The following is an 18,754-nucleotide window of genomic DNA, read 5'->3' as shown; positions in this document are numbered from 1 at the left end:
CGACTTCCGCAGCGGTGCTAGCTTCCCCCCTCGCCGCCGGACCACGCCGCGACGAGCCGCTCGAGCTCCCGCTCCGGCTCGTCGAGCGGCGCCTTCCCGCGCCACGCCGGCGGGTACAGCGGCATCACAACGCTCCTGAGCAGCGGCGCGAAGGCCGCGATCTCCGCGGGCCCTCGCGGGATCCGGACCAGCGGGACGCGCTCGCCCGCGAACGCGGCCAGGCGGGAGAGCGCGTTCTCGCGGATCGGGACGAGGTGCGCCGGGTCGACCTCGCGCACGTGGGCAGCCTGGTAGTGCCGCAGGAACGACGCGGCCCCGCCGCGAGAGATATCGCCGCGCTCCTCCTCGCCCACCTGGCGCACCACCGCCATGAGCGGCACCGGCACCGGCGTCACGCCGAGCGCCGCCGTGTCGCGGAAATCGGGCTGCGCGTACGGGAGCACCGCCGGCGGGATCACCGCGAACCCCGCGCGGCCGTAGGCGAAGAGCCGCACGGCGGTGTCGCGGTCGTCCGGATCGACCGCCTCCATCTCGGCGGCGAGCAGCACCTCTGCGCGCTCCGCGCCGCCCGCCGCCTCGCCGAGCCCCGCCGCGGCGAGCGCCCGGCGCGCGAGCGTGGCGGGGGCCGCGCGCAGCAGGGCGGCGAGGCCGCTGCGGCGATGCTCCGGGAGCACGAGCGCGTGCGACAGGAGCGCCACGCAGCGCCGCGCCGCGCGGTCGAGCGTGATGTAGCAGTCGCGCACGCCGGCGAAGCGCCCGTCGTCGACGCCGCGCGCGATCAGCATGTGGTACGTCATGACGATCGGCGCCGCGGGGTCCGTGTGGGCCCCGGCGAGCCACGCCGCGAGCACCTCGTGACGCTCGAGCTCGCCCTTCGGCCCGAAGAACCCGTCGAGCGCGCGGTAGCCCTCGTCGAACGCCGCGCGGTCCGTCACCTCCTCCAGGGAGAACTGCGCGAGCGCCCGCGCGACCTTCTCCGGCCCCTCCGCGGGGCAGACGTCGCGGGGGTCGACGATCATCCCGCCATCTCGCGCAGCACGGCGTCGAAGACGGCCACCGCCTCGTCGACGTCCGACGGCGTCGTGATGAGGTGCGGCCGGAGCCGCACCGAGCGCGTCCCCGTGTAGCTCGCGAACACCCCGCGGCGCAGCGCGCGCCCGAGGAAGTCGTCGCGCGCCGCCGTCGTCGGCAGGTCGAACGCGAGCAGGAAGCCTCGGCCGCGCGGCTCGCTCGCGAGCGCGGGGTAGCGCTCGCAGAGCTCCTCGAGCCGCGCCAGGAAGTAGCGGCCCGTCGCGCGCACGTTGCCGAGCAGGTCCTCGGACTCGATCGTGCGCAGCGTCGCCAGCGCGACCGCGGCGCGCGCGCGGTCGCCGTTGCGCGTCTGGTACATGCGCCCGAACTGCGCGACGTCGTACGCCGAGGTCGCGAAGAACCCGCCCATCTGCATCTTCTTGCCGAAGCACATGAGGTCGGGCGGGCGCGGCAGCTCGAGCTGCTCGTGCGCCCAGAGCGTGCCGCTGATCCCGAGGCCGGTCTGCACCTCGTCGAGGATGAACGCCGCGCCCGCCTTATCGGCGAGCTCCTGCGCGCGGCGGAAGAAGACCGGGCTCGCGTGCCGGTCGCCGCCCTCGGACTGCACGGGCTCGACGATCAAGGCGGCCACCCTGCCCTCGTGCGCGTCGAGGACCCGCTCGAGGTCGGCGAGCGCCTCCGCCTCGGCGCGGTCGTTCTCGTCGGCGAAGCGCGCGAGCGGGAAGCGGCTCGCCGGGAACGGCGCCGTGGGCCACGGGAACGCGGGCAGGTCGGCCTTGTGGATCACCTTCGAGTGCGTCGCGGACATCGGCCCGAGGCCGCGGCCGTGGAACGCGCCGGCGAACGACACGACGACCGCGTCGGTCCCCGCGTTGTCGAGGATGCTCTTCTGCTGATCCTCCGGGAGCTCCAGCGGGTTCCTCGGCAGCCCCGACGCCTCCCGCCGGCGCTCGCCGTGCCGGATGAACGCCGCCTTGATCGCCGACTCGACGCCCTCGCCCCCCGCGTCGACGCAGAAGACGCGCGCCATGCCGCGCGGGGCGTACCGCTGCTCGAGCGCCTCCACGAACTCGAACCAGGCCGGCGTCGTCACGAACGGCGTCGACGTCGGGTTCGCGACGGCGCGGATGAAGGCCTCGCCGTGCGCCACCTCGACCAGCGCCGGGTGGTTGTAGCCGAGCGCCCCGAGCGCGAAGTTCGCGAAAAGATCCAGGAACACGTTGCCGTCCACGTCGACCAGCGAGCACCCCCGGCTGGCCGTGTCGTCCATCACGACGGCGCGGTAGCGCGACTGCATGTCGAAGCCGCCGCGCGCCATCCACGCGCGCGCCTTCGGCCCGGGCAGCTCGGTGACGACTCTTCGCGGAGGGACGGACGGCAGCGTGGGACGGTCGGAGAAGTCCATGTAGCTCGAGTATCCCGCACGACAGGGCCCGTGTCATCGCCGCTTGCCGAGCCCGGGCCTGCGGGTTTACGACGAAGGCATGTCCGAGACGCGCGATACCGAGAAGAAGCTCTGGATCGACAACGCCGAGAGGGAAGCGCTCTCCGGCGAGACGTTCGAGACCGCGAACCCCGCGACCGGCGGGGCGCTCGCGCGGCTCGCCCGCGGCCGCCGCGAGGACGTGGACGCCGCCGTGGCGTCCGCCCGCGCGGCGTTCCCGCGCTGGGCCGCGATGGATCCGAACGAGCGCGCCCGCATCCTGTGGAAGGCGGGGGAGCTGATCCTGGCGCGGTGCGACGAGCTCGCGCGCCTCGAGGCCGTCGACACGGGCAAGCCGATCACGGCCGCGCGGACCATCGACGTGCCGCGCACGGCGGACACGTTCTTCTACTTCTCCGGGTGGGCGACGAAGCTCGGCGGCGAGACGATCCCGGTCCGGGGCCCCTTCCTGAACTACACGGTGCGCGAGCCGCTCGGCGTCATCGGCGCGATCATCCCGTGGAATTTCCCGCTGCTGCTCGCGGCGCGGAAGGTGGCGCCGGCGCTCGCCGTGGGCAACACGGTGGTGGTCAAGCCGCCGGAGGAGGCGAGCCTCACGACGCTGGAGCTCGCCCGTATCCTCGCGGAGGCCGGGGTGCCGCCGGGGGTCGTCAACGTGGTGACCGGCCACGGCGAGGAGGCGGGCGCGGCCCTCGTGGAGCACCCGGGGGTCGCGAAGATCTCGTTCACGGGCGGCACGGACACGGGCCGGACGATCATGCGCGCGGCGGCGGGCACGCTGAAGAAGCTGTCGCTGGAGCTCGGCGGCAAGAGCCCCAACATCCTCTTCGCGGACGCGGACGTGGAGAGCGCCGCGAAGGCCGCGGTGACGGCCATCTTCTACAACCAGGGCGAGCTCTGCACGGCGGGGAGCCGGCTCCTCGTCGAGCGGTCGGTGCACGATCGCGTGCTGGAGACGGTCACGCGCGGCGCGCGCAAGCTGGTCGCCGGCGATCCGCTCGATCCGTCGACGCAGCTCGGCCCGCTCGTCTCGGAGGCGCACTTCACGAAGGTGCTCGGCTACATCGACCGCGGCGCGGCCGAGGGGGCGCGCCGCGAGGTGGGCGGGCGCCGCGAGGGCCCGGGGTTCTACGTCGAGCCGACGGTGTTCTCGGCGGTCTCGGAGTCGATGAGCATCGCCCGCGAGGAGATCTTCGGCCCCGTGCTGGCGGTCATCCCCTTCGACGACGTGGAGGAGGCCGCGCGCCTCGCGAACGCGACCGAGTACGGCCTCGCGGCGGGCATCTGGACGCGCGACGTCGGCAAGGCGCACGCGCTGGCCGCGCGCCTCGCGGCGGGCACGATCTGGATCAACACGTACAACCGCTTCGACGCGGCGAGCCCCTATGGCGGGTACAAGCAGTCCGGCTTCGGGCGGGAGAACGGCCGCGCGGTGCTGGACGAGCTCACGCAGCTGAAGTCGGTCTGGGTGGCGCTGAGTTAGAGCGGCGGTCACCCGCTTCGGATACGGGCCCATCTCGACGTTTTCGGTGCTCGGCGTACAGGAGTACGCCTGCGCGCCGAAAACGCCGATCTGGACCCGTCTCCTGTGCGGGTGACCGCCGCTCTGTGCCGGTCGCAGAGACAGAAACGCGCGCAGCCGGTCCACAGACCCGCTGCGCGCGTTGCTTCATCTCGACAAGCTTCGTCTCGCGACGAAGCCGTGGGCCTTTCGCGATCGACTACTTCGTCGTCCCGGCGCCCTTCGTGCCAGCGCCGGCGCCCGCGGCCGGGGTCGCCGCCGGCGGCTGCACGCCGCCCTGGCCGCCCGGGCTCCCCGCGGTCACGCCGGTCTGGCCGGCCTGGTTCCCCGACTGCGCGCCGGCGGCGCGCTGCCCGCCGGTCGTGCCGCCCTGAGCGCCGGCGCCCGTCGCGCCGGTCGCGCCGCCCTGGGTGCCCGTCGCGCCGGTCGCGCCGGTCGCGCCCGTGCCCGCCGGGCCGAGCTTCTGCACGAGCGCCTCGGCGTCCTTGAGGTGCTTCTCGATCGTCGGCCGGAGGTCCTTCTCGATCAGCGTCTTCAGCTCGGCGTTCTTCGCGTCCTGCAGGACCCGCTTGTCGAGCAGGTCGAGCGTCTTCTGGTGGTCCTGGATCATGATGGCCACGAACTGCTGATCGAAATCAGCGCCCTGCAGCCCCTTGAGCTGGTCGACCGCCTGCTGCGTCTCGGTGGTGAGCTGCTTGCTCTTGTCCGAGTCCGCCGCGGTGATGCCGAGCTTCTTGACCAGCTTGGCCTGCTTCGCCTTGGCCTCGGTGTGGTGCTGGGTGATGACCCTCGCGTAGGCCTTCACGTCCTTGTGCTTGGCCTTCGTCTGCGCGAGCTGGGCCTCGTCGATCTCCTTCTTGTTCGCGGCGTCGAGCACGGCGACGATCTGCTCGTCCGTGAGCGGCGCCTCGGCGGGCGCGCTCGGCGTCGTGCTGGTGGTTGTCCCGGTCTGCGTCCCCGCCTGCGCGTCCGTGCCCGGCTGCGACGCCGGGGGCGTCGTCATGTCGGTCGCGGGCGGCGGCGCCACAGGAGCGGGCTGGGTCGGCGGCGGCGTTGCTCCGGTCGCCGTGCTCGGATCATTCGCCGCGGGTTGGCTGGAGCAACCGACACCGAGAGCAAGACCGAGCGTGACGACGAGAACGTTGCGCGATGCGACCATAGGTAAGGACCTCCTCAACGTGGGTTTAGGTGCCGGCCCGTGTGCAAGATCAGTGCACAAGGCGACAGCAGGCTTTTCCGGCGAATTCGTGCGATCGTATGCCCTCACACTGGGGCAAATTGCAACAGTGAGAGCGAATCTGCCTCAGCGGACCCCTTCGGGAGGACGCTCACCCGCGCTCCGGCGCGACGACGACATCGTGCGCTTCGGTGCTCCAGCCTCGCACAAGGTCCGAGACGGGGTCTCGTGCAGCGGCCTGGAGCTCGGGCGAGCCGGCATGACGCCGAAGGATGGCGGCGGCGGCGCGCACAGCACGCCCGTTGGGCCCACGATGGCGGCGCGCGCCTGTCGCGCGACGATGCGCTGGAGCAGCGCTGTCCATCACGTGCGCGGTCCGAGCGCTGCCCATGACACCCCCCATCGCAGCGTGAGCACGCCACTCCACGGCATGAGGAGAGGTGTCAACAGAATGCGCGCGAAGAACGCTTCAAGTGAAGCACCGCTCTCCCTCGCCCGACAGGCCCTCTCCGCTCCGTCACCCGGTGAGGCGACCTCCCACGTTCATTCCCCGGGATGGCCTGTACACATGGCCATCGCGCTCGCTCGACCCGGGTGACACGCTGAGAGGAGGTACAGCGAGCCGCCGCGGTTGGCGCAGCTGATCCGGACTATTCGGGGAATCGAAGCGTCTCGACGGCGTTGCCGTCCTCTGCTCGGATCTCGTCGCCGTTCACGTCCCAGCTCACGCCGCCCTCGCCCGGCGGACCCAGCTCGAAGGTGACGCCCTCCAGCGTGAGCTGGTCCTCGTCGAGGTAGGCGATGCCGATCGAGTCGCCGCCGCGCCCTGGGCCGCCGTAGCCGCCGTCGCCTCCTCGGCCGCCGGTGCCCCCGCTGCAGGACCACGTGCCGTCCCCCACGGCGCCCCCCGACGCGCCTCGGCCGCCTTTGCCGCCTCCCTGGGGCGGCCCTCCGTCGCCGCCCGGCCCGCCGCCGCTGATTTCGATCACGCTCTCGCGCACGGTGAGCTTCGCGTGGAGCGCGATGATCCCGATGCTCGGGTAGCCGTTCCCGCCCCCGCGGCCGCCTTGGCCGCCGCAGCCGCCGGCGCCGCCGGAGCCGCCGCCGGCGCCTCCCTTCGAGGCCACGCCGCACGCGGAGAGCCCGCCTCGCCTTCCGCCGCCGCCGCCGCCGCCCTGGCCCGGCATGCCCCAGGTGCCGTCGCCGGCCTTGTCGCCCTCCCATCCGGTCTCGCCGACACGCCCGATGCCCTGGCCAGGTGCGCCGACGTTCCCGAGCGCGCCGGGGGCCCCGGGGGCCCCGCTGGAGCATCCGACACCGGTCACGTTCCCGCGTCCCCCGCTCCCTGCGCCGGGGTGCGATGCCACGTCGGGTTGCCCGTCGTCCCCATCGCCGGCGCCATCGGGGAGGCCGTCGCCCCCCTTGCCGCCGGTGCTCGGGAGCCCCCCCTCGCACGGGTTCACCGCCTCGGCGCCGCCGGGAACGGTGGTCGCGGAGCACGCGTCGCCCCCGTACACCCCGTTGGGGCCTTGCTCGGCCGTGTACGGCCAGGGCCGCTTCTCGCCGTCTCCCCCTCCCCAGCCGCGCGACGCGCGAAAGTAGGTTCGGATGAGCTCCACGGCCGTGCCCGAGCGCACCAGCATGGTGATCGGCCCGTGCGACGTGAATCGCATGTCGACGATCGTCGATACCCCGTCCGCGGCGCCCGTGTCTCCGTCGCTCGCCGGCACGACGGTCAGGAGGATGTCCGCGTTGTGCGTCGCCTGATGCATCGGGCGGAGGCCAGGCTCACGGTGCCAGAACAAGCAGCTGTATCCCCCGATGAGATCGACGCCGGATGGCAGCGTGAGCGGATCGTAGAAGCCGTCGTCGCACGCGAAGACGCGTCCTCGTCCGGTACGCGCGAGCTCGACGCCGCGCTGGAGCGTGCGCACGGGCTTGTCCCTCGTGCCGGGGTTCGCATCGTCCCCGTTGCCGAAGGAACCCGCGACGAACACCCCGCAACCGTCCTCCAGCACATCAGCGGCGAGGCGCTCGAGGCACACCGACTCCAGCGGCGGCTCGCCTGGGCACGACGAGCCGGCGTCGCACCCCGTTCCGCCGGCGTCGAGGGGGCCAGGCGTGGTGCCGCAGCCGGCCACGACGAGCAGCAGCGCGGGCACCAGGTACATCGTTCTCGCGATTCGCATCGTTGCTCCCTGGAGGTTGGGTGGCGCGCCTCGGCGCGCTCAACGGGGTGGCAGGGGGTCGGGGCCATCGAATTGGCGGTAGGGCACGGCGTCGCCCGGCGCGCCCTTGCCCTCTTCTTCATGCGGCGCTGCGTTCCCTGCGGGCCCTCCTTCTCCGCCGGCGCCGTGGTCGAGGGTCGCACTGGAGGCGATGGTCACGGTCGCGCCCAGGGACGCAACGCCGATCGAGGGACCCCCGAGACCACCGCCGGCATCCCCTCCGCGGCCACCATCGCCCCCCGTGCCGCCATCGCACGCATGCCACGAGCCACCAGGGCCCTTTCCACCGTCCCCGCCCGCTCGACCAACGCCGCCCGGCTGGCCCGTGCCGCCCACCCCGCCGTGGCCGCCATGGCCCGCGAGCACCTTCGTCGCCTCGAGCGTGAGCACGCTCCCCTGCAACGCGATGATGCCGAGACTCGCCCCCCCATAACCGCCGCCGCCGCCGCCTCGACCGCCGCAGCCGCCGCTGCCGCCCGAGCCGCCCGCCGCTCCCCCCTGGGGGCCGCCTGCCCGGCAGGCGACCATGGGGCCACGCGACTTGCTGCCACCGCCGCCGCCGCCCCCCTGGCCGGCGCCGCCGCGCTTCCCATGCTCGCCCCGGACGCCGATCCAGCCGTCGATGTCGATGTGGCCTGCACCCACCGCGCCGTCCGCGCGACCGGCGTCGGCGCCTATTGCGCCTTCTGCCCCATCGCTGCATGGCGTGAGGTCCGCGCCGACCCCTGCGAGGCCTTTGCCCTCCGGGTTCTCCGCCGGCTCCGGCTGCCCCGGCTCCCCGTCGCTCCCCGCGTCGAGCCCGCCGTCACCGCCGTAGCCTCCCACGGACTCGATGCCGCCGTCGCATGCGGTCACGACCGGAAGCGCGCCCATGGCGAAGTCGGCCGTGCAGGCGTCCGCGCCGTCGTTCCCCACCAGGCCGTCCGTCGCCCGTTCGCTGGGCATGTCCTCGCCCGGCTCCCCCTCCTTGCCGTTGCCGGCGACGATCGCGCCCGCCCGCACGATCGCCCTGGCCCCCTGGCTCAAGATCATCGCGATCGACGACTTGCCATCGCGCGCCGAGGCGTCGGCCGCCACGGCGCGCACGCCGAAGATCACCGACGTCGCGGCATCGTCCCCGACGACCCGCAGCGGGATCCCCTCCGGCGGCGCGATGACCGTCGGCTCGTTCGGCCCGTCGAACCCCCACGCGTACGACCAGCCGCCGTCATCGCAGCGACGGGCGCCCCAGAGGTGGATCCCCGACGTCAGGGTGACCTCTTCCTGGAACGTCTCGCCGCACGCGTAGACGTGGCGCAGGCCCCGCGCTCGCGCCGCCACGATCGCGTCTTGCAGCGACGTGAACGGCTCCGCCCGCGACCCAGCGCGCGGCGCGTCCTCGGGCGCGCTCGCCCTGACGAACACCCCGCATTCGTCCATCACGGGACCCGCGCCGGGCTCGATCACCTCGCACCGCGACTTCGGCGGTGCGAGGCACATCCGCTCGTCGTCGCAGTCCTCCGCGTACATGCACCCGGAGAGCCCGCCCGCACCGCCCGTCGAGAAGGCCAGCAAGGCGCACAGCCGAACGCCGCGTCGCCACGGGAGAAAACGCACCTGCTTGCTCCTCATCACCACACCCCGTGCGCCACGAGGCCGATCTGTCCCGGAGCGGCCATCGGCGACAGCGCGACGTTGTCTCTCCTGGGCTCAGCCTGGCCGAGGCCGAAATCGGTGAAGAACGAGGCGATGGTCGCGGCCCCGAGGACGCCGCTCGCCACCACCAGCCCCGTGCCGAGCGCGGCGAACTGATCTCGCTGCCGCCGGAGGCGCGACAGCTCGGAGCACGTCGCAGGGGGCGATGGTTCCCGGCACGCCCACGACGTCACCCCCAGATCGTCGAGCTTACCGTTGAGCTCCGCGAGATCGCCGTCGGCTGCCCTCGCGTGGACCATGAACAGGACGCCGAAGGAGGCTGACGCCGTGGTCAGGCCGATGCCGGCGATGCGCAGCGTCCCCGGCCACGACGAGAGCGGCCCGGGAGCCTCGGCGCGCGCAGCGGGCGCGGCGCTCACGGGCTTCGGCTTCGCCGGCGCGGTCTCCTTGGCGCCGCTCGCCGCCGCGCGCGGCAGCACGGTCGCGATCTCGTGCCGCGCGCCCGCCACGGCCTGTATCACGTGCAGCGCTTCTTCCCGGCCCGTCGCTCGGGCCCGCACCACGTGCTGGCCCGGATCGAGGAACAGCCGGTGGGTTCGCACGGTCCGGCTGCGGGGCGTGCCGTCGACGATCACCTCGGCGTCCGGTGGATCCACCGCCACGATGAGCGTCCCGACGAACGGCTCTGCCTTGCGCAGCCCCTCCGAGAATCGCTCGTACTGCGCAGGAGACAGCGCATCGTGATGCTCGAGGCCCTGCTCGAGGCTCCACGCCAGGTGCTCCGCCGCGTCACGGTACTCGCGCAGCGCGAGCTCACAGAGCCCGAGCTCCCCGGCGATCTCGGCGCGTTCCCTCTCTGTGGTAGACGCCGTGTCGGCCGCCGCGAAAGCAGCCTTGTAGGCGCCAGCGGCCTCGGCCCACCGTCCCTGTGCGCGAGCGCGCTTGGCGCGGCGAAGGTGCTCCTTGAAGGCCGAACCGTCGCTTCGTCCGGGCGCCGGAGCGCGGTCCTCCGCGCGGATCGGAGGCGCGAGGCCGATCGCGACGCCAAGCATCAGGCATACCCACAACGATTGCGCGACGAGACGCATGGCACGAACGGTACGTACGGCCGCCGTAGAGCGACAACGGCTGGAAATCGCCACGAATCAACGCTTTGGATGACAAGAAACGGCCTGATGGCGGAACACCTGGTCCGTCCCGGCGGCGGCGACCGTGCGCGCGCGTCGAGGTGCCCCATCGACCGCGCTTTTTCCGCTTGACACAGCACCGTCACTGAGAATGCCTGCCGTGATGCCGCGAGGCGATCCGTCTCCCATCCGCTGGTCCGCGGATCGGCTGCCGCAGCTCTGCCCGCTTCTCAGGGGCATCCTGTAGGCATCCGAGCAACCTGAACGCCTGCGCGCAACGAGCCGCACCGCCTCCGGACAAGCCCCGCGCACTTCCCCGAGCGTCCCGCACCACCTGCGGCCAAGCCCCGCGCACTTCCCCGAGCGTCCCGCACCACCTCCGGCCAAGCCCCGCGCGCTTCACGCCACGTCCCGCACCACCTCCGGCCAAGCCCCGCGCGCTTCACGCCACGTCCCGCACCACCTCCGGCCAAGCCCCGCGCGCTTCACGCCACGTCCCGCACCACCTCCGGCCAAGCCCCGCGCGCTTCACGCCACGTCCCGCACCACCTGCGCCGAAGCACCGCGCGCTTCGCGCAAGGTCGCAGCGTCCTCCGCCATCGGTCAGCCGAGGCACCGGCCGAAGCACCGTCTGCTCCTCCCGCCGGGGTGCTCAGCTCGATGTCCCGCTCCCCGATCACAACGTTCGTTCCCCATGCTCTCTGCGATAGCCTCGCTGCCGACGTGCAACCGCACGATCATGTTCCTGAATCGCGCCCATTTCGTGCTCGCCCGCGACACTCGCGCTGGCGCGACTTAGTCCTTGCGTTCATGTCCAAGCCCAAAAGCCCGAAGAAATCAGGGACACCCGCCGTCGAGCCCACCCAGATCCATATCGCCGAGGCGGCCTTTCAGCGCGTGAAGCCCGACCTCGACGCGATGCCGCTCGCCGGACTGGAGACGCCGCGGATCGATCTCCAGGCGGCGGCCGTGCAGGCCATCGGCGTGGCCAAGGCGCTCTCCGCGCCCGAGCTGCGCCAGCGCATCGCCGCCATCGCCGCGGCGGGCGCGCTCGACGCCGCGCTGCTCGAGGGGCTCGAGAGCGTCGCGTGGGCGACATGGTTCGCCCGGCACAAGCTCCTCCTCACCTCGGCCACGCATTCCGGCGCGGCGCTCCCGCCCTCCCTCGTCGAGCGCGCCTACGAGACGCGCGCGCGCATGCTGAAGACGCTCGAGTACCACCTCGACGGCGACGCGGAGGCGACAGCGCAGCTCGCGCACCTGCGCGCGGGCAGCGGCCACCTCGACCTCGCCAACGACCTGTCCGCCGCCGCCGACATGTACCGGAAGCACCGCCAGGCGATAAAGGACGACAAGCGGAACTTCCGCGGCGAGGACGAGACGGAAGCGAGCGCCTTGGCGGAACAGATCCTCCGCCTGCTCGGCGCCACGACGACGCCCGACCAGACGCTCTGGAAAGGCTACCAGGCGCGCACCGCCAAGCTGCTCTTCCGCCATTACGACGAGGCCGTTCGCGTCGGCCGGTTCCTCTTCTATTACGACGATCCCGAGGGCCGCTTCCCCAACCTGTACACGGCGACGCGCTCCGCGCCGGCGTCTCCCCGGCCCGAGAAGGGCGACACGAAGCCGGATGCCGGCACCGTGAAGCCCGAAGCCGCTCCCGTCGTGCCGCCCGTCATCAGCATCGCCTGATCCGGGCGCGCGCGCTCGCCCGCGGCGCTCCTCCATCCCCCTCCCGCTCGGCGAGCTCGGTTGACCCACGCGGCAAGCCAGGGCGCCCGCGGGGCAGCGCGCCTGCGGGGGTGCACGCCGCGGCTATCTCCTCGTCCTGCGGACGACCCCGCGCGCGTCGCGGCCGAGCGGCTCGCCCAGCTCGAACGCCGGGTCGCCGGTCCTCGCCGGCGGGTCCTGCGGATCGCCCGCCTCGAGCGGGCCGTGCGCTCGCTCGGCTTCGGCGATGGATGGATAGTGCTCCACGTCGCCATCCACCCGGAAGCCGCCCGCGCGCGCCGGGCGCACCACGCGGCCGAGGACGAGCCCCTCGTCCCAGTAGCCCCCGTGCTCGACCGCGATCGCCGCGCCCACGGCCACCTCGCAGAGCCGCGCGAGCGCGCCTTCCGGCCGGCTCGGCGCGGGCCGCCAGCGCAGGATCGTGTCCTCGTGCAACACCACCACGGCATGATCGCCGGGCAGCTCGGAGACCCCGCGGGCAAAGCGGACGCGGCGCCCCGGCGCCCCGGCCCCTGCGACGCGCTCGCCGCCGGCAGCGCTGTCCTCCAGCTCGATCGCGGCGCCCGCCGCCAGCTCCTCGATCGCGGCGCTCTCCTCCGCCACCCCGATCGCGGCGCTCCCCTCCGCCAGCTCGATCGCGATCGCGGCGCCCTCCTCCGCCACATCGATCGCGGTGAGCTGCTCCGGACGCAGATCCTCGAGCGGCGCCATGCGAAGTCCTCCCCGGCAGGTTTCGAACGAGGGTGCGACGCCGTCAAGCCCGCGGCGCCGGGCACCGCGCTTGACGTCCGGCGACCTCCGCTGGTGCCATCCGCCGATGGCCTCGTTCGATCCGTTCCCCGTCCTCACGACACCTCGCCTCCGGCTCCGCGCGCTCGAGCCCGGCGACGCCGAGCGCGTCTTCCTCATCCAGTCGGACCCGGAGGTGGTGCGTTACGCCGGCCGCGGGCCCGACACGTCGCTCGCCGACTCGGAGCAGCGCATCGCCGTCGTGATCGCCGGCGTCCGCGAGAACACGTCGATCCGCTGGGGCATCACCCTCGCCGAGAGCGGAGAGCTCGTCGGGAGCGGAGGATTCTGGCGCTGGAACAAGCCCCACCGCTGGGCCGAGATCGGGTACGAGCTCCTGCCCGCGCACTGGAACCGAGGGATCATGACGGAGGCGCTGCGCGCCATCCTCCGCTTCGGCTTCGAGTCGATGGATCTCCATCGCGTCGAGGCGCAGCTCGACCCCGAGAACCGCGCCTCCGCGCGCGTGCTGGAGCGGCTCGGCTTCACGCGCGAGGGGCAGCACCGCCAGAACTGGTACTACGACGGGCGGTTCACCGACACCGCCGTCTACGGGCTGCTGCGCGGCGAGCTCGGGGCCGCCGCGACCTGACCCCGCGTTCGCCGCGGCAGAGCGCCCGCGGCCACTTCAGAGCGCCCGCGGCCACTTCAGAGCGCCCGCGGCCACTTCAGAGCGCCCGCGGCCAGTTCAGACCGCCCGCGGCCACTTCAGAGCGCCCGCGGCCAGTTCAGACCGCCCGCGGCCACTTCAGAGCGCCCGCGGCCAGTTCAGACCGCCCGCGACTACTTCGCCGCGGGCGCTCCCCCGCTGCCCGGCGGCGCCGGGACCACGGGCGGGCGCTCGCCCTTGCGCTCCAGGTTCAGCTGGATCCGCGCCGGGGACTCCGACGTGATCTCCACGGTCTCCGAGACGCCCTCGCTCGACCGCGCCTCCACCGAGAGGGAAACCCCCGGCTTCGGCCGGGCGATGATCTGGCTGCCGACGCCGAGCACCACGTCGTTCAGCCGCACCACCGCGGCGTTCGGGAGGACCTGCACCGCGATCGGATCCACGAGCGGCCGGTGCTCCCGCGGCCGGCTCAGCGCGACGAACATGAGCGCCGCGACGGCCACCCCCGTGGACACCGACGCGACGAGCCACGGCAGCGCCACCGGGCGAAGCGCGTCGCTGCCAGCGCGCATCAGCCCCCCGATCCCCCGCCGCGGGTCCGTCCGCGCGGCCCGCTGCCGGCCGTCGGAGGCCGGCCCCGCGCTCAGCGTCGCGCCTGGCTTGGGCCGCCACCCCGGGCGCTGCTGCGGGGCGGTGGCGCCCGCGATCTTCTGCCGCTCCTCCTCCATCGCGTCGCCGCAGCGCGCGACCAGGAGCTCCGCCACCTGCGCGGTCGTCATCACGCCCGACCTGCGCATCAGGAAGTCCTCCAGCGCGCTCGCCATCTCGCCCGCCGTCTGGAAGCGCTGCCGCGGGTCGCGCGCGAGCGCCTTCAGGATGATCTCCTCCAGATCGCGCGGGCACTGCGGCGCGATGAGCGTGGGGCGCGGCGGCTCCGGCACCCCGGTCTGCGGCAGCACGAGGTCGTGCAGCACCTGGAAGGGCAGCGCGCCCGTGACCGCCTCGAAGAGCACCACGCCGAGCGAGAAGATGTCCGAGCGGCGATCGACAGGGTACCCCTGCGCCTGCTCGGGCGACATGTACTCGCCCTTGCCCTTGATCTCGCCGGTCTGCGTCGTGTCGCCCAGCCGCTCGAACGCCTTCACGATCCCGAAATCGGCCACCTTCACCGTGCCGTCGCGATCGATGAGGATGTTCTGCGGGCAGACGTCGCGGTGCACGATGCCGAGCGGCACCCCGCGCTCGTCGTGGAGCTCGTGCGCCGCGTGCAGCCCGTGCGCCGCGTCGGCCACGACGCGCGCCGCGACCGCCGGGGAGATCGGCATCGGGCGCAGGCCAGGCCTGAGCAGCCGCTGCATCGTCTGCCCGTCGATCCACTCCATCACGAGGAAGAGCACGCCGTCCGTGTCGCCGAGATCGAGGATCTCGACCACGTTGCGGTGATGGATCTTCGAGGCGAGGTTCGCCTCGTCGAGGAACATGCGCTGAAACTGCGGATCGCGCGCGAGCGCCGGGATCAGCGTCTTCAGCGCGACGACCTTGTGGAAGCCGCGGGAGCCCTCCATGCGCGCGGCCCACACCTGGGCCATCCCGCCCTCGCCGATGAGGCGCAGAAGCTCATATCGCCCGAGACGCTGCCCCGGAGCGGGGTCCTCGGAGATCCGCATGGCTCACCAGATGCTGATGCTCGGGGAGCCGCGACCGCGGTCCCCAGGAGCAGCCCGGGCCGCAGATCGCGGCCCCCTCTCTCCAGGCGCTCACCATAGCCAAGCGCGACCGCGCCGCAAAGGATCGTGTGGGCCGGAGGAGGCGCGCGCCGCCGGCCATCGCCCCGCGCTCGCTCCCGGCGGCCACGCTCCGCGCCCCGCGGAACGAGCTCCGGCCCCGCGACCGCGACCCGCGGAACGAGCTCCGGCCCCGCGACCGCACCCGGCCCCGCGACCCGGCGGACCCGCGCCCCGGCCGCGATCCGCGTCGCCCCCCCGCCGTGCCCCTGCTATGGCCGGATCACGATGACGAACGCGACCAGCGCTCCTCCGCCTGCCCGCGGGGGCCGAGCCCCGGCCTCCAAAGCCCTGTTCGACCGCGCCGCCGCCGTCCTGCCGGGCGGCGTGAACAGCCCGGTGCGCGCCTTCCGCGCCGTCGGCGGCGACCCCCTCTTCATCGCCCGCGCGCAGGGAGCGCGGCTGTTCGACGCCGACGGGGCCGAGTACATCGATTACGTCGGCTCCTGGGGGCCGGCCATCCTCGGCCACGCGAACCCCGCCGTGGTCGAGGCCGTCCGCGAGGCCGCCCTCCGCGGCCTCTCGTTCGGCGCGCCGACCGAGCTCGAGGTGCTCTTCGCCGAGAAGATCCGCGAGCTCTACCCGAGCATCGACATGCTGCGCTGCGTCTCGAGCGGCACCGAGGCCACGATGAGCGCCATCCGCGTGGCGCGCGGCTTCACCGGCCGCGACGCCATCATCAAGTTCGAGGGCTGTTACCACGGCCACGCCGACCACCTGCTGGTCAAGGCAGGCAGCGGGCTCGCCACCTTCGGCGCGCCCGACTCCGCCGGCGTCCCCGAGAGCGTCGCCCGCTCCACGCTGTCGCTGCCCTACAACGACCCGGCCGCCCTCGAGGCCACCTTCGCCGCGCGCGGCGGGGAGATCGCCGCGGTCATCCTCGAGCCCGTCGTCGGCAACATGGGCTGCGTCCCGCCGGCGCCCGGCTTCCTCGCCCTCGTCATCGACCTCTGCCGCAAGCACGGCGCGCTCTCGATCTTCGACGAGGTGATGACCGGCTGCCGGCTCGCCCGCGGCGGCGCGCAGGAGCGCTTCGGCCTCCGGCCGGACCTGACCACGCTCGGCAAGGTCGTCGGCGGCGGCATGCCCCTCGCTGCCTACGGCGGCCGCGCCGACGTGATGCGCGTCGTCTCGCCGCTCGGCCCCGTGTACCAGGCGGGCACGCTCAGCGGCAACCCGCTCGCCGTCTCGGCGGGGCTCGCGACGCTCGAGCGCCTCACCCCCGATCTCTACGAGCGGCTCGAGAAGCTCGGCGCGTCGCTCGAGGAGGGGCTCAGGGCCGCGGCCGAGGGCGCCGGCGTGGCGGCGTGCGTCCAGCGGGTCGGCTCCATGATCACGCTGTTCTTCACGAAGGGCCCGGTCCGCTCCTGGGCCGACGCGTCCACCTCCGACACGAAGCGCTTCAGCGCCTTCCACGCGGGCATGCTGGCGCGCGGCGTCTACTGGCCCCCGTCGCAGTACGAGGCGGCGTTCCTGAGCGGGGCGCACACCGAAGAGGACATCGACCGGACCGTCGCCGCCGCCCGCGAGGCGCTCGCCAGCTAACGCCTCACCCCCGTCCCCCCCACGAAGAGCTCAGGCCCCCGGCGGGGGAGGCCGCCGCGCGGCGTGGGGGACAGGCTGGTGTCTGAGCCCAGATGACGTGGTGTTCCTGGAGTGCGCAGCACGGAGGGGACACCACGTCCAAGGCGAGTTCAGCCTGTCCCCTGCGCCGCGCGGCGGCCTCCCCCGCCGGGGGCCGGCCGGCTCGGCGAGCTCAGTCCGAGGCGCGGACCCAGCCGTTCCTGTAGTAGTTGCCGCGGGCGGTCGGCCAGAGCAGGCAGTTCGTCGCCGACTGCGGCACCGTGTACACGTACGTGCACGGCTCCGGGTACTGCCCGTCGATCCACCCGATCTCGCGGAGCGACACGACGATCTCGATCGTCCCGTCGCCGTTCACGTCGGCGAGCGTCGGCACGGGCATCGCGCCGAGGCGCGGCAGCGGGACCTGGTGGAGGATCTTGCCGCCTGCGTCGAGGACGAACAGGTGGCTCCGGTTCTCCTCGGTCGAGTAGGTGTTGAACACGACCTCCGGGATGCCGTCGCCCGACAGGTCACCGACCACGACGCCGCCCGTGAGCACCTGGGTGTCGCTCGTGTACTGGACGTCCCAGAACTCCGTCTTGTCGGCGTAGACCGCGTGGATCCGCCCATCCAGGCCGGCGAAGATCATCTCCGGGCCGGGGTGCGTCGCGTCGAGATCGGCCACGGTCACCTGCTGCGTCGCGGCCACGATGTTGCCGCCGAGATCCTCGCCGCCGGACAGGTAGTCCGGCGCGTAGAACGGGCTCTCCCACCCCTCGATGCGGCTCGCGTCGTTGCGGACCACCCAGAGGCCGACGCCCTGGGACTGGTCCGACATGTCGACGTCCTCGGCCGCCGCGAGCATGATGATCTCCGGCTCGCTGTCGCCGTCGACGTCGGCGATCGCAGGAGCCGAGTTCTTGAAGTAGGCCTGCAGGTCGCTGCCGTCGCCGAAGCCCTGCTGCGCGAGCTCGAGATCGTGCATGTACCGCACGCCCGGCGTCTTCGGGCGGTTCTCGAACATGGGGTGCGCGTCGAAGGCCTCCCCCGTGCCGTGGTAGAACCCTGCATACGAGTTATCCATCGGCGAGACGATGTCCTGCGCGCCGTCCCCGTCGAGATCGCCGATGGCAAGGTTCTGGTCGTAGACGCCGACGATCCAGCACTCGGCGTCGTCGCTGCGGCGCGCGTCGCACCCGATCGTGCCGCTGTTGATCGGCGGGAAGCCCGCGACCGGCGCCCCGCTCGCGTGGAAGGCCATCAGCACGTCGGGGGAGCGGTCGGTGCTCGCGGCCACGACGTCGAGCTGGCCGTCGCCGTCGACGTCGCCGGCGGCGAGGGCGCGGATCTCGTCGTTCCAGGCGACGGGCCAGCCGCTGACCACCTGGCCGCTCGCGTCGAGCATGTAGATCGCGGTGCGCGCCGCGAAGACGACCTCGAGCTGCTCGTCGCCGCGGAAATCCGCGACGATCGGGCTCGCCCAGATGCGCCCGTTCTGCTGCGACTCGTCGAACCGCCACCGCTGCTCGCCGTCGGGGCCCCAGGCGACGACGTTGCCGTTGTGCGTGACGAGGATCTCGCTCTCGCCATCGCCGTCCAGATCGGCGACCGCCGGCGACCCGAGCCACGCGCTCTCGTCGTCGTCGGACAGCTGAAGAAAGAGCTCGGGCTCCGCGACAGCGCTGGAGCCGCCGCTCGCCGCGGGGGCGCACGAAGCGGCGGCCGGCAGCGGCTTGGAGCCCCCACCGACGGGGGGGCGGTAGCCGCCGGAGGAGGAGCTGCTTCCACCGCCGCGGGGAGGGGTGCCGTCAAGGTTGCCGAGCTGCCCCTCGCAGCCCGCAAGGGCGAGCACGCTGGTGAAGAGAGCAATTCTGCCGGGAATTACAGAACCTCGGTTGCAGACAAAGAACTTCAGCATGCCGGGAGCTTATCAGCGGCTCCGCACTCCACGCAGCGCTGGAAGTAGAAAATCACGCAGCAAAGCACACACTGGACGGTAAGCTACGCTCCTCCTTCAGGAGACGAGGTGGGCGCGCGTCTCTGACATAGCGCGCGCCATGTCAGAGGCGGATGAATCGGTACGCATGGCGGGGGTATGGGTGCGGGTAGGTG

13 protein-coding genes are annotated in these 18,754 nt (G+C 73.0%); 4 read left to right on the top strand and 9 right to left on the bottom strand.

Annotated features, from left to right (window positions below; genetic code table 11):
- Nucleotides 1-17: 17 nt before the first annotated feature.
- A complete protein-coding gene (locus tag WME89_RS52970) occupies nucleotides 18-1,019 on the bottom strand; it encodes a hypothetical protein (RefSeq protein ID WP_438007085.1) in 1,002 nt (333 codons plus the stop codon).
- Complete coding sequence (locus tag WME89_RS52965; protein WP_438007084.1) at nucleotides 1,016-2,437, bottom strand: aminotransferase class III-fold pyridoxal phosphate-dependent enzyme; 1,422 nt, start codon at nucleotides 2,435-2,437, stop codon at nucleotides 1,016-1,018. Before WME89_RS52965 ends, WME89_RS52970 begins: the two co-directional genes overlap by 4 nt.
- Before the next feature lie 79 nt (nucleotides 2,438-2,516).
- Between WME89_RS52965 and WME89_RS52960 the strand changes: the two genes are divergently transcribed.
- Entirely contained in the window at nucleotides 2,517-3,959 is a 1,443-nt protein-coding gene (locus WME89_RS52960; RefSeq protein ID WP_438007083.1) for an aldehyde dehydrogenase family protein, read from the top strand.
- 238 nt (nucleotides 3,960-4,197) lie between these two features.
- On the opposite strand, the gene WME89_RS52955 is transcribed toward WME89_RS52960, so the two are convergent.
- From WME89_RS52955 to WME89_RS52940, 4 genes are all read right to left on the bottom strand, one after another.
- Nucleotides 4,198-5,001, bottom strand: coding sequence for a DUF4142 domain-containing protein (locus WME89_RS52955; protein ID WP_438007082.1), 804 nt, complete (start codon nucleotides 4,999-5,001; stop codon nucleotides 4,198-4,200).
- Nucleotides 5,002-5,825: 824 nt separating this feature from the next.
- Nucleotides 5,826-7,364, bottom strand: a complete 1,539-nt coding sequence (locus tag WME89_RS52950; protein WP_438007081.1) for a hypothetical protein — start codon at nucleotides 7,362-7,364, stop codon at nucleotides 5,826-5,828.
- A 39-nt stretch (nucleotides 7,365-7,403) separates the two neighbouring features.
- Entirely contained in the window at nucleotides 7,404-8,999 is a 1,596-nt protein-coding gene (locus WME89_RS52945) for a hypothetical protein (protein ID WP_438007080.1), read from the bottom strand.
- Between the two features lie 14 nt (nucleotides 9,000-9,013).
- A complete protein-coding gene (locus WME89_RS52940) occupies nucleotides 9,014-10,090 on the bottom strand; it encodes a PEGA domain-containing protein (protein ID WP_438007079.1) in 1,077 nt (358 codons plus the stop codon).
- A 798-nt stretch (nucleotides 10,091-10,888) separates the two neighbouring features.
- Here WME89_RS52940 and WME89_RS52935 point away from each other — a divergent pair.
- Nucleotides 10,889-11,857, top strand: coding sequence for a hypothetical protein (locus WME89_RS52935; RefSeq protein WP_438007078.1), 969 nt, complete (start codon nucleotides 10,889-10,891; stop codon nucleotides 11,855-11,857).
- A gap of 123 nt (nucleotides 11,858-11,980) precedes the next feature.
- Here the strand turns inward: WME89_RS52935 and WME89_RS52930 are convergent, their stop codons facing one another.
- A complete protein-coding gene (locus WME89_RS52930; protein WP_438007077.1) occupies nucleotides 11,981-12,607 on the bottom strand; it encodes a hypothetical protein in 627 nt (208 codons plus the stop codon).
- A gap of 106 nt (nucleotides 12,608-12,713) precedes the next feature.
- On the opposite strand from WME89_RS52930, the gene WME89_RS52925 reads away from it, so the two are divergent.
- On the top strand, nucleotides 12,714-13,277 hold the full coding sequence (locus WME89_RS52925) for a GNAT family N-acetyltransferase (protein WP_438007076.1): 564 nt from the start codon (nucleotides 12,714-12,716) through the stop codon (nucleotides 13,275-13,277).
- A gap of 191 nt (nucleotides 13,278-13,468) precedes the next feature.
- Here the strand turns inward: WME89_RS52925 and WME89_RS52920 are convergent, their stop codons facing one another.
- Nucleotides 13,469-14,962: a serine/threonine-protein kinase gene (locus WME89_RS52920; RefSeq protein WP_438007075.1), complete on the bottom strand. Its 1,494-nt coding sequence runs from the start codon at nucleotides 14,960-14,962 to the stop codon at nucleotides 13,469-13,471.
- Between the two features lie 345 nt (nucleotides 14,963-15,307).
- On the opposite strand from WME89_RS52920, the gene hemL reads away from it, so the two are divergent.
- Nucleotides 15,308-16,624: a glutamate-1-semialdehyde 2,1-aminomutase gene (gene hemL / locus WME89_RS52915; protein ID WP_438007074.1), complete on the top strand. Its 1,317-nt coding sequence runs from the start codon at nucleotides 15,308-15,310 to the stop codon at nucleotides 16,622-16,624.
- 211 nt (nucleotides 16,625-16,835) lie between these two features.
- Here hemL and WME89_RS52910 read toward each other — a convergent pair whose 3' ends face one another.
- The gene (locus WME89_RS52910) at nucleotides 16,836-18,560 is read right to left on the bottom strand and encodes an FG-GAP repeat domain-containing protein (protein ID WP_438007073.1); all 1,725 of its coding nucleotides are present in this window, start codon (nucleotides 18,558-18,560) and stop codon (nucleotides 16,836-16,838) included.
- Between the last annotated feature and the right edge of the window lie 194 nt (nucleotides 18,561-18,754).

Source organism: Sorangium sp. So ce321, assembly GCF_051530195.1.
In the GTDB taxonomy this organism is placed as follows: domain Bacteria; phylum Myxococcota_A; class Polyangia; order Polyangiales; family Polyangiaceae; genus Sorangium.
This window is presented reverse-complemented; position numbering and strand designations above follow the sequence as displayed.

Coding starts and splice junctions, on each gene's coding strand:
- WME89_RS52940 (WP_438007079.1), bottom strand. CDS start 10,090: ATGCTTGGCGTCGCGATCGGCCTCGCGCCTCCGATCCGCGCGGAGGAC.
- WME89_RS52960 (WP_438007083.1), top strand. CDS start 2,517: ATGTCCGAGACGCGCGATACCGAGAAGAAGCTCTGGATCGACAACGCC.
- hemL (WP_438007074.1), top strand. CDS start 15,308: ATGACGAACGCGACCAGCGCTCCTCCGCCTGCCCGCGGGGGCCGAGCC.
- WME89_RS52965 (WP_438007084.1), bottom strand. CDS start 2,437: ATGGACTTCTCCGACCGTCCCACGCTGCCGTCCGTCCCTCCGCGAAGA.
- WME89_RS52920 (WP_438007075.1), bottom strand. CDS start 14,962: ATGCGGATCTCCGAGGACCCCGCTCCGGGGCAGCGTCTCGGGCGATAT.
- WME89_RS52950 (WP_438007081.1), bottom strand. CDS start 7,364: ATGCGAATCGCGAGAACGATGTACCTGGTGCCCGCGCTGCTGCTCGTC.
- WME89_RS52925 (WP_438007076.1), top strand. CDS start 12,714: ATGGCCTCGTTCGATCCGTTCCCCGTCCTCACGACACCTCGCCTCCGG.
- WME89_RS52955 (WP_438007082.1), bottom strand. CDS start 5,001: ATGACGACGCCCCCGGCGTCGCAGCCGGGCACGGACGCGCAGGCGGGG.
- WME89_RS52930 (WP_438007077.1), bottom strand. CDS start 12,607: ATGGCGCCGCTCGAGGATCTGCGTCCGGAGCAGCTCACCGCGATCGAT.
- WME89_RS52910 (WP_438007073.1), bottom strand. CDS start 18,560: ATGCTGAAGTTCTTTGTCTGCAACCGAGGTTCTGTAATTCCCGGCAGA.
- WME89_RS52970 (WP_438007085.1), bottom strand. CDS start 1,019: ATGATCGTCGACCCCCGCGACGTCTGCCCCGCGGAGGGGCCGGAGAAG.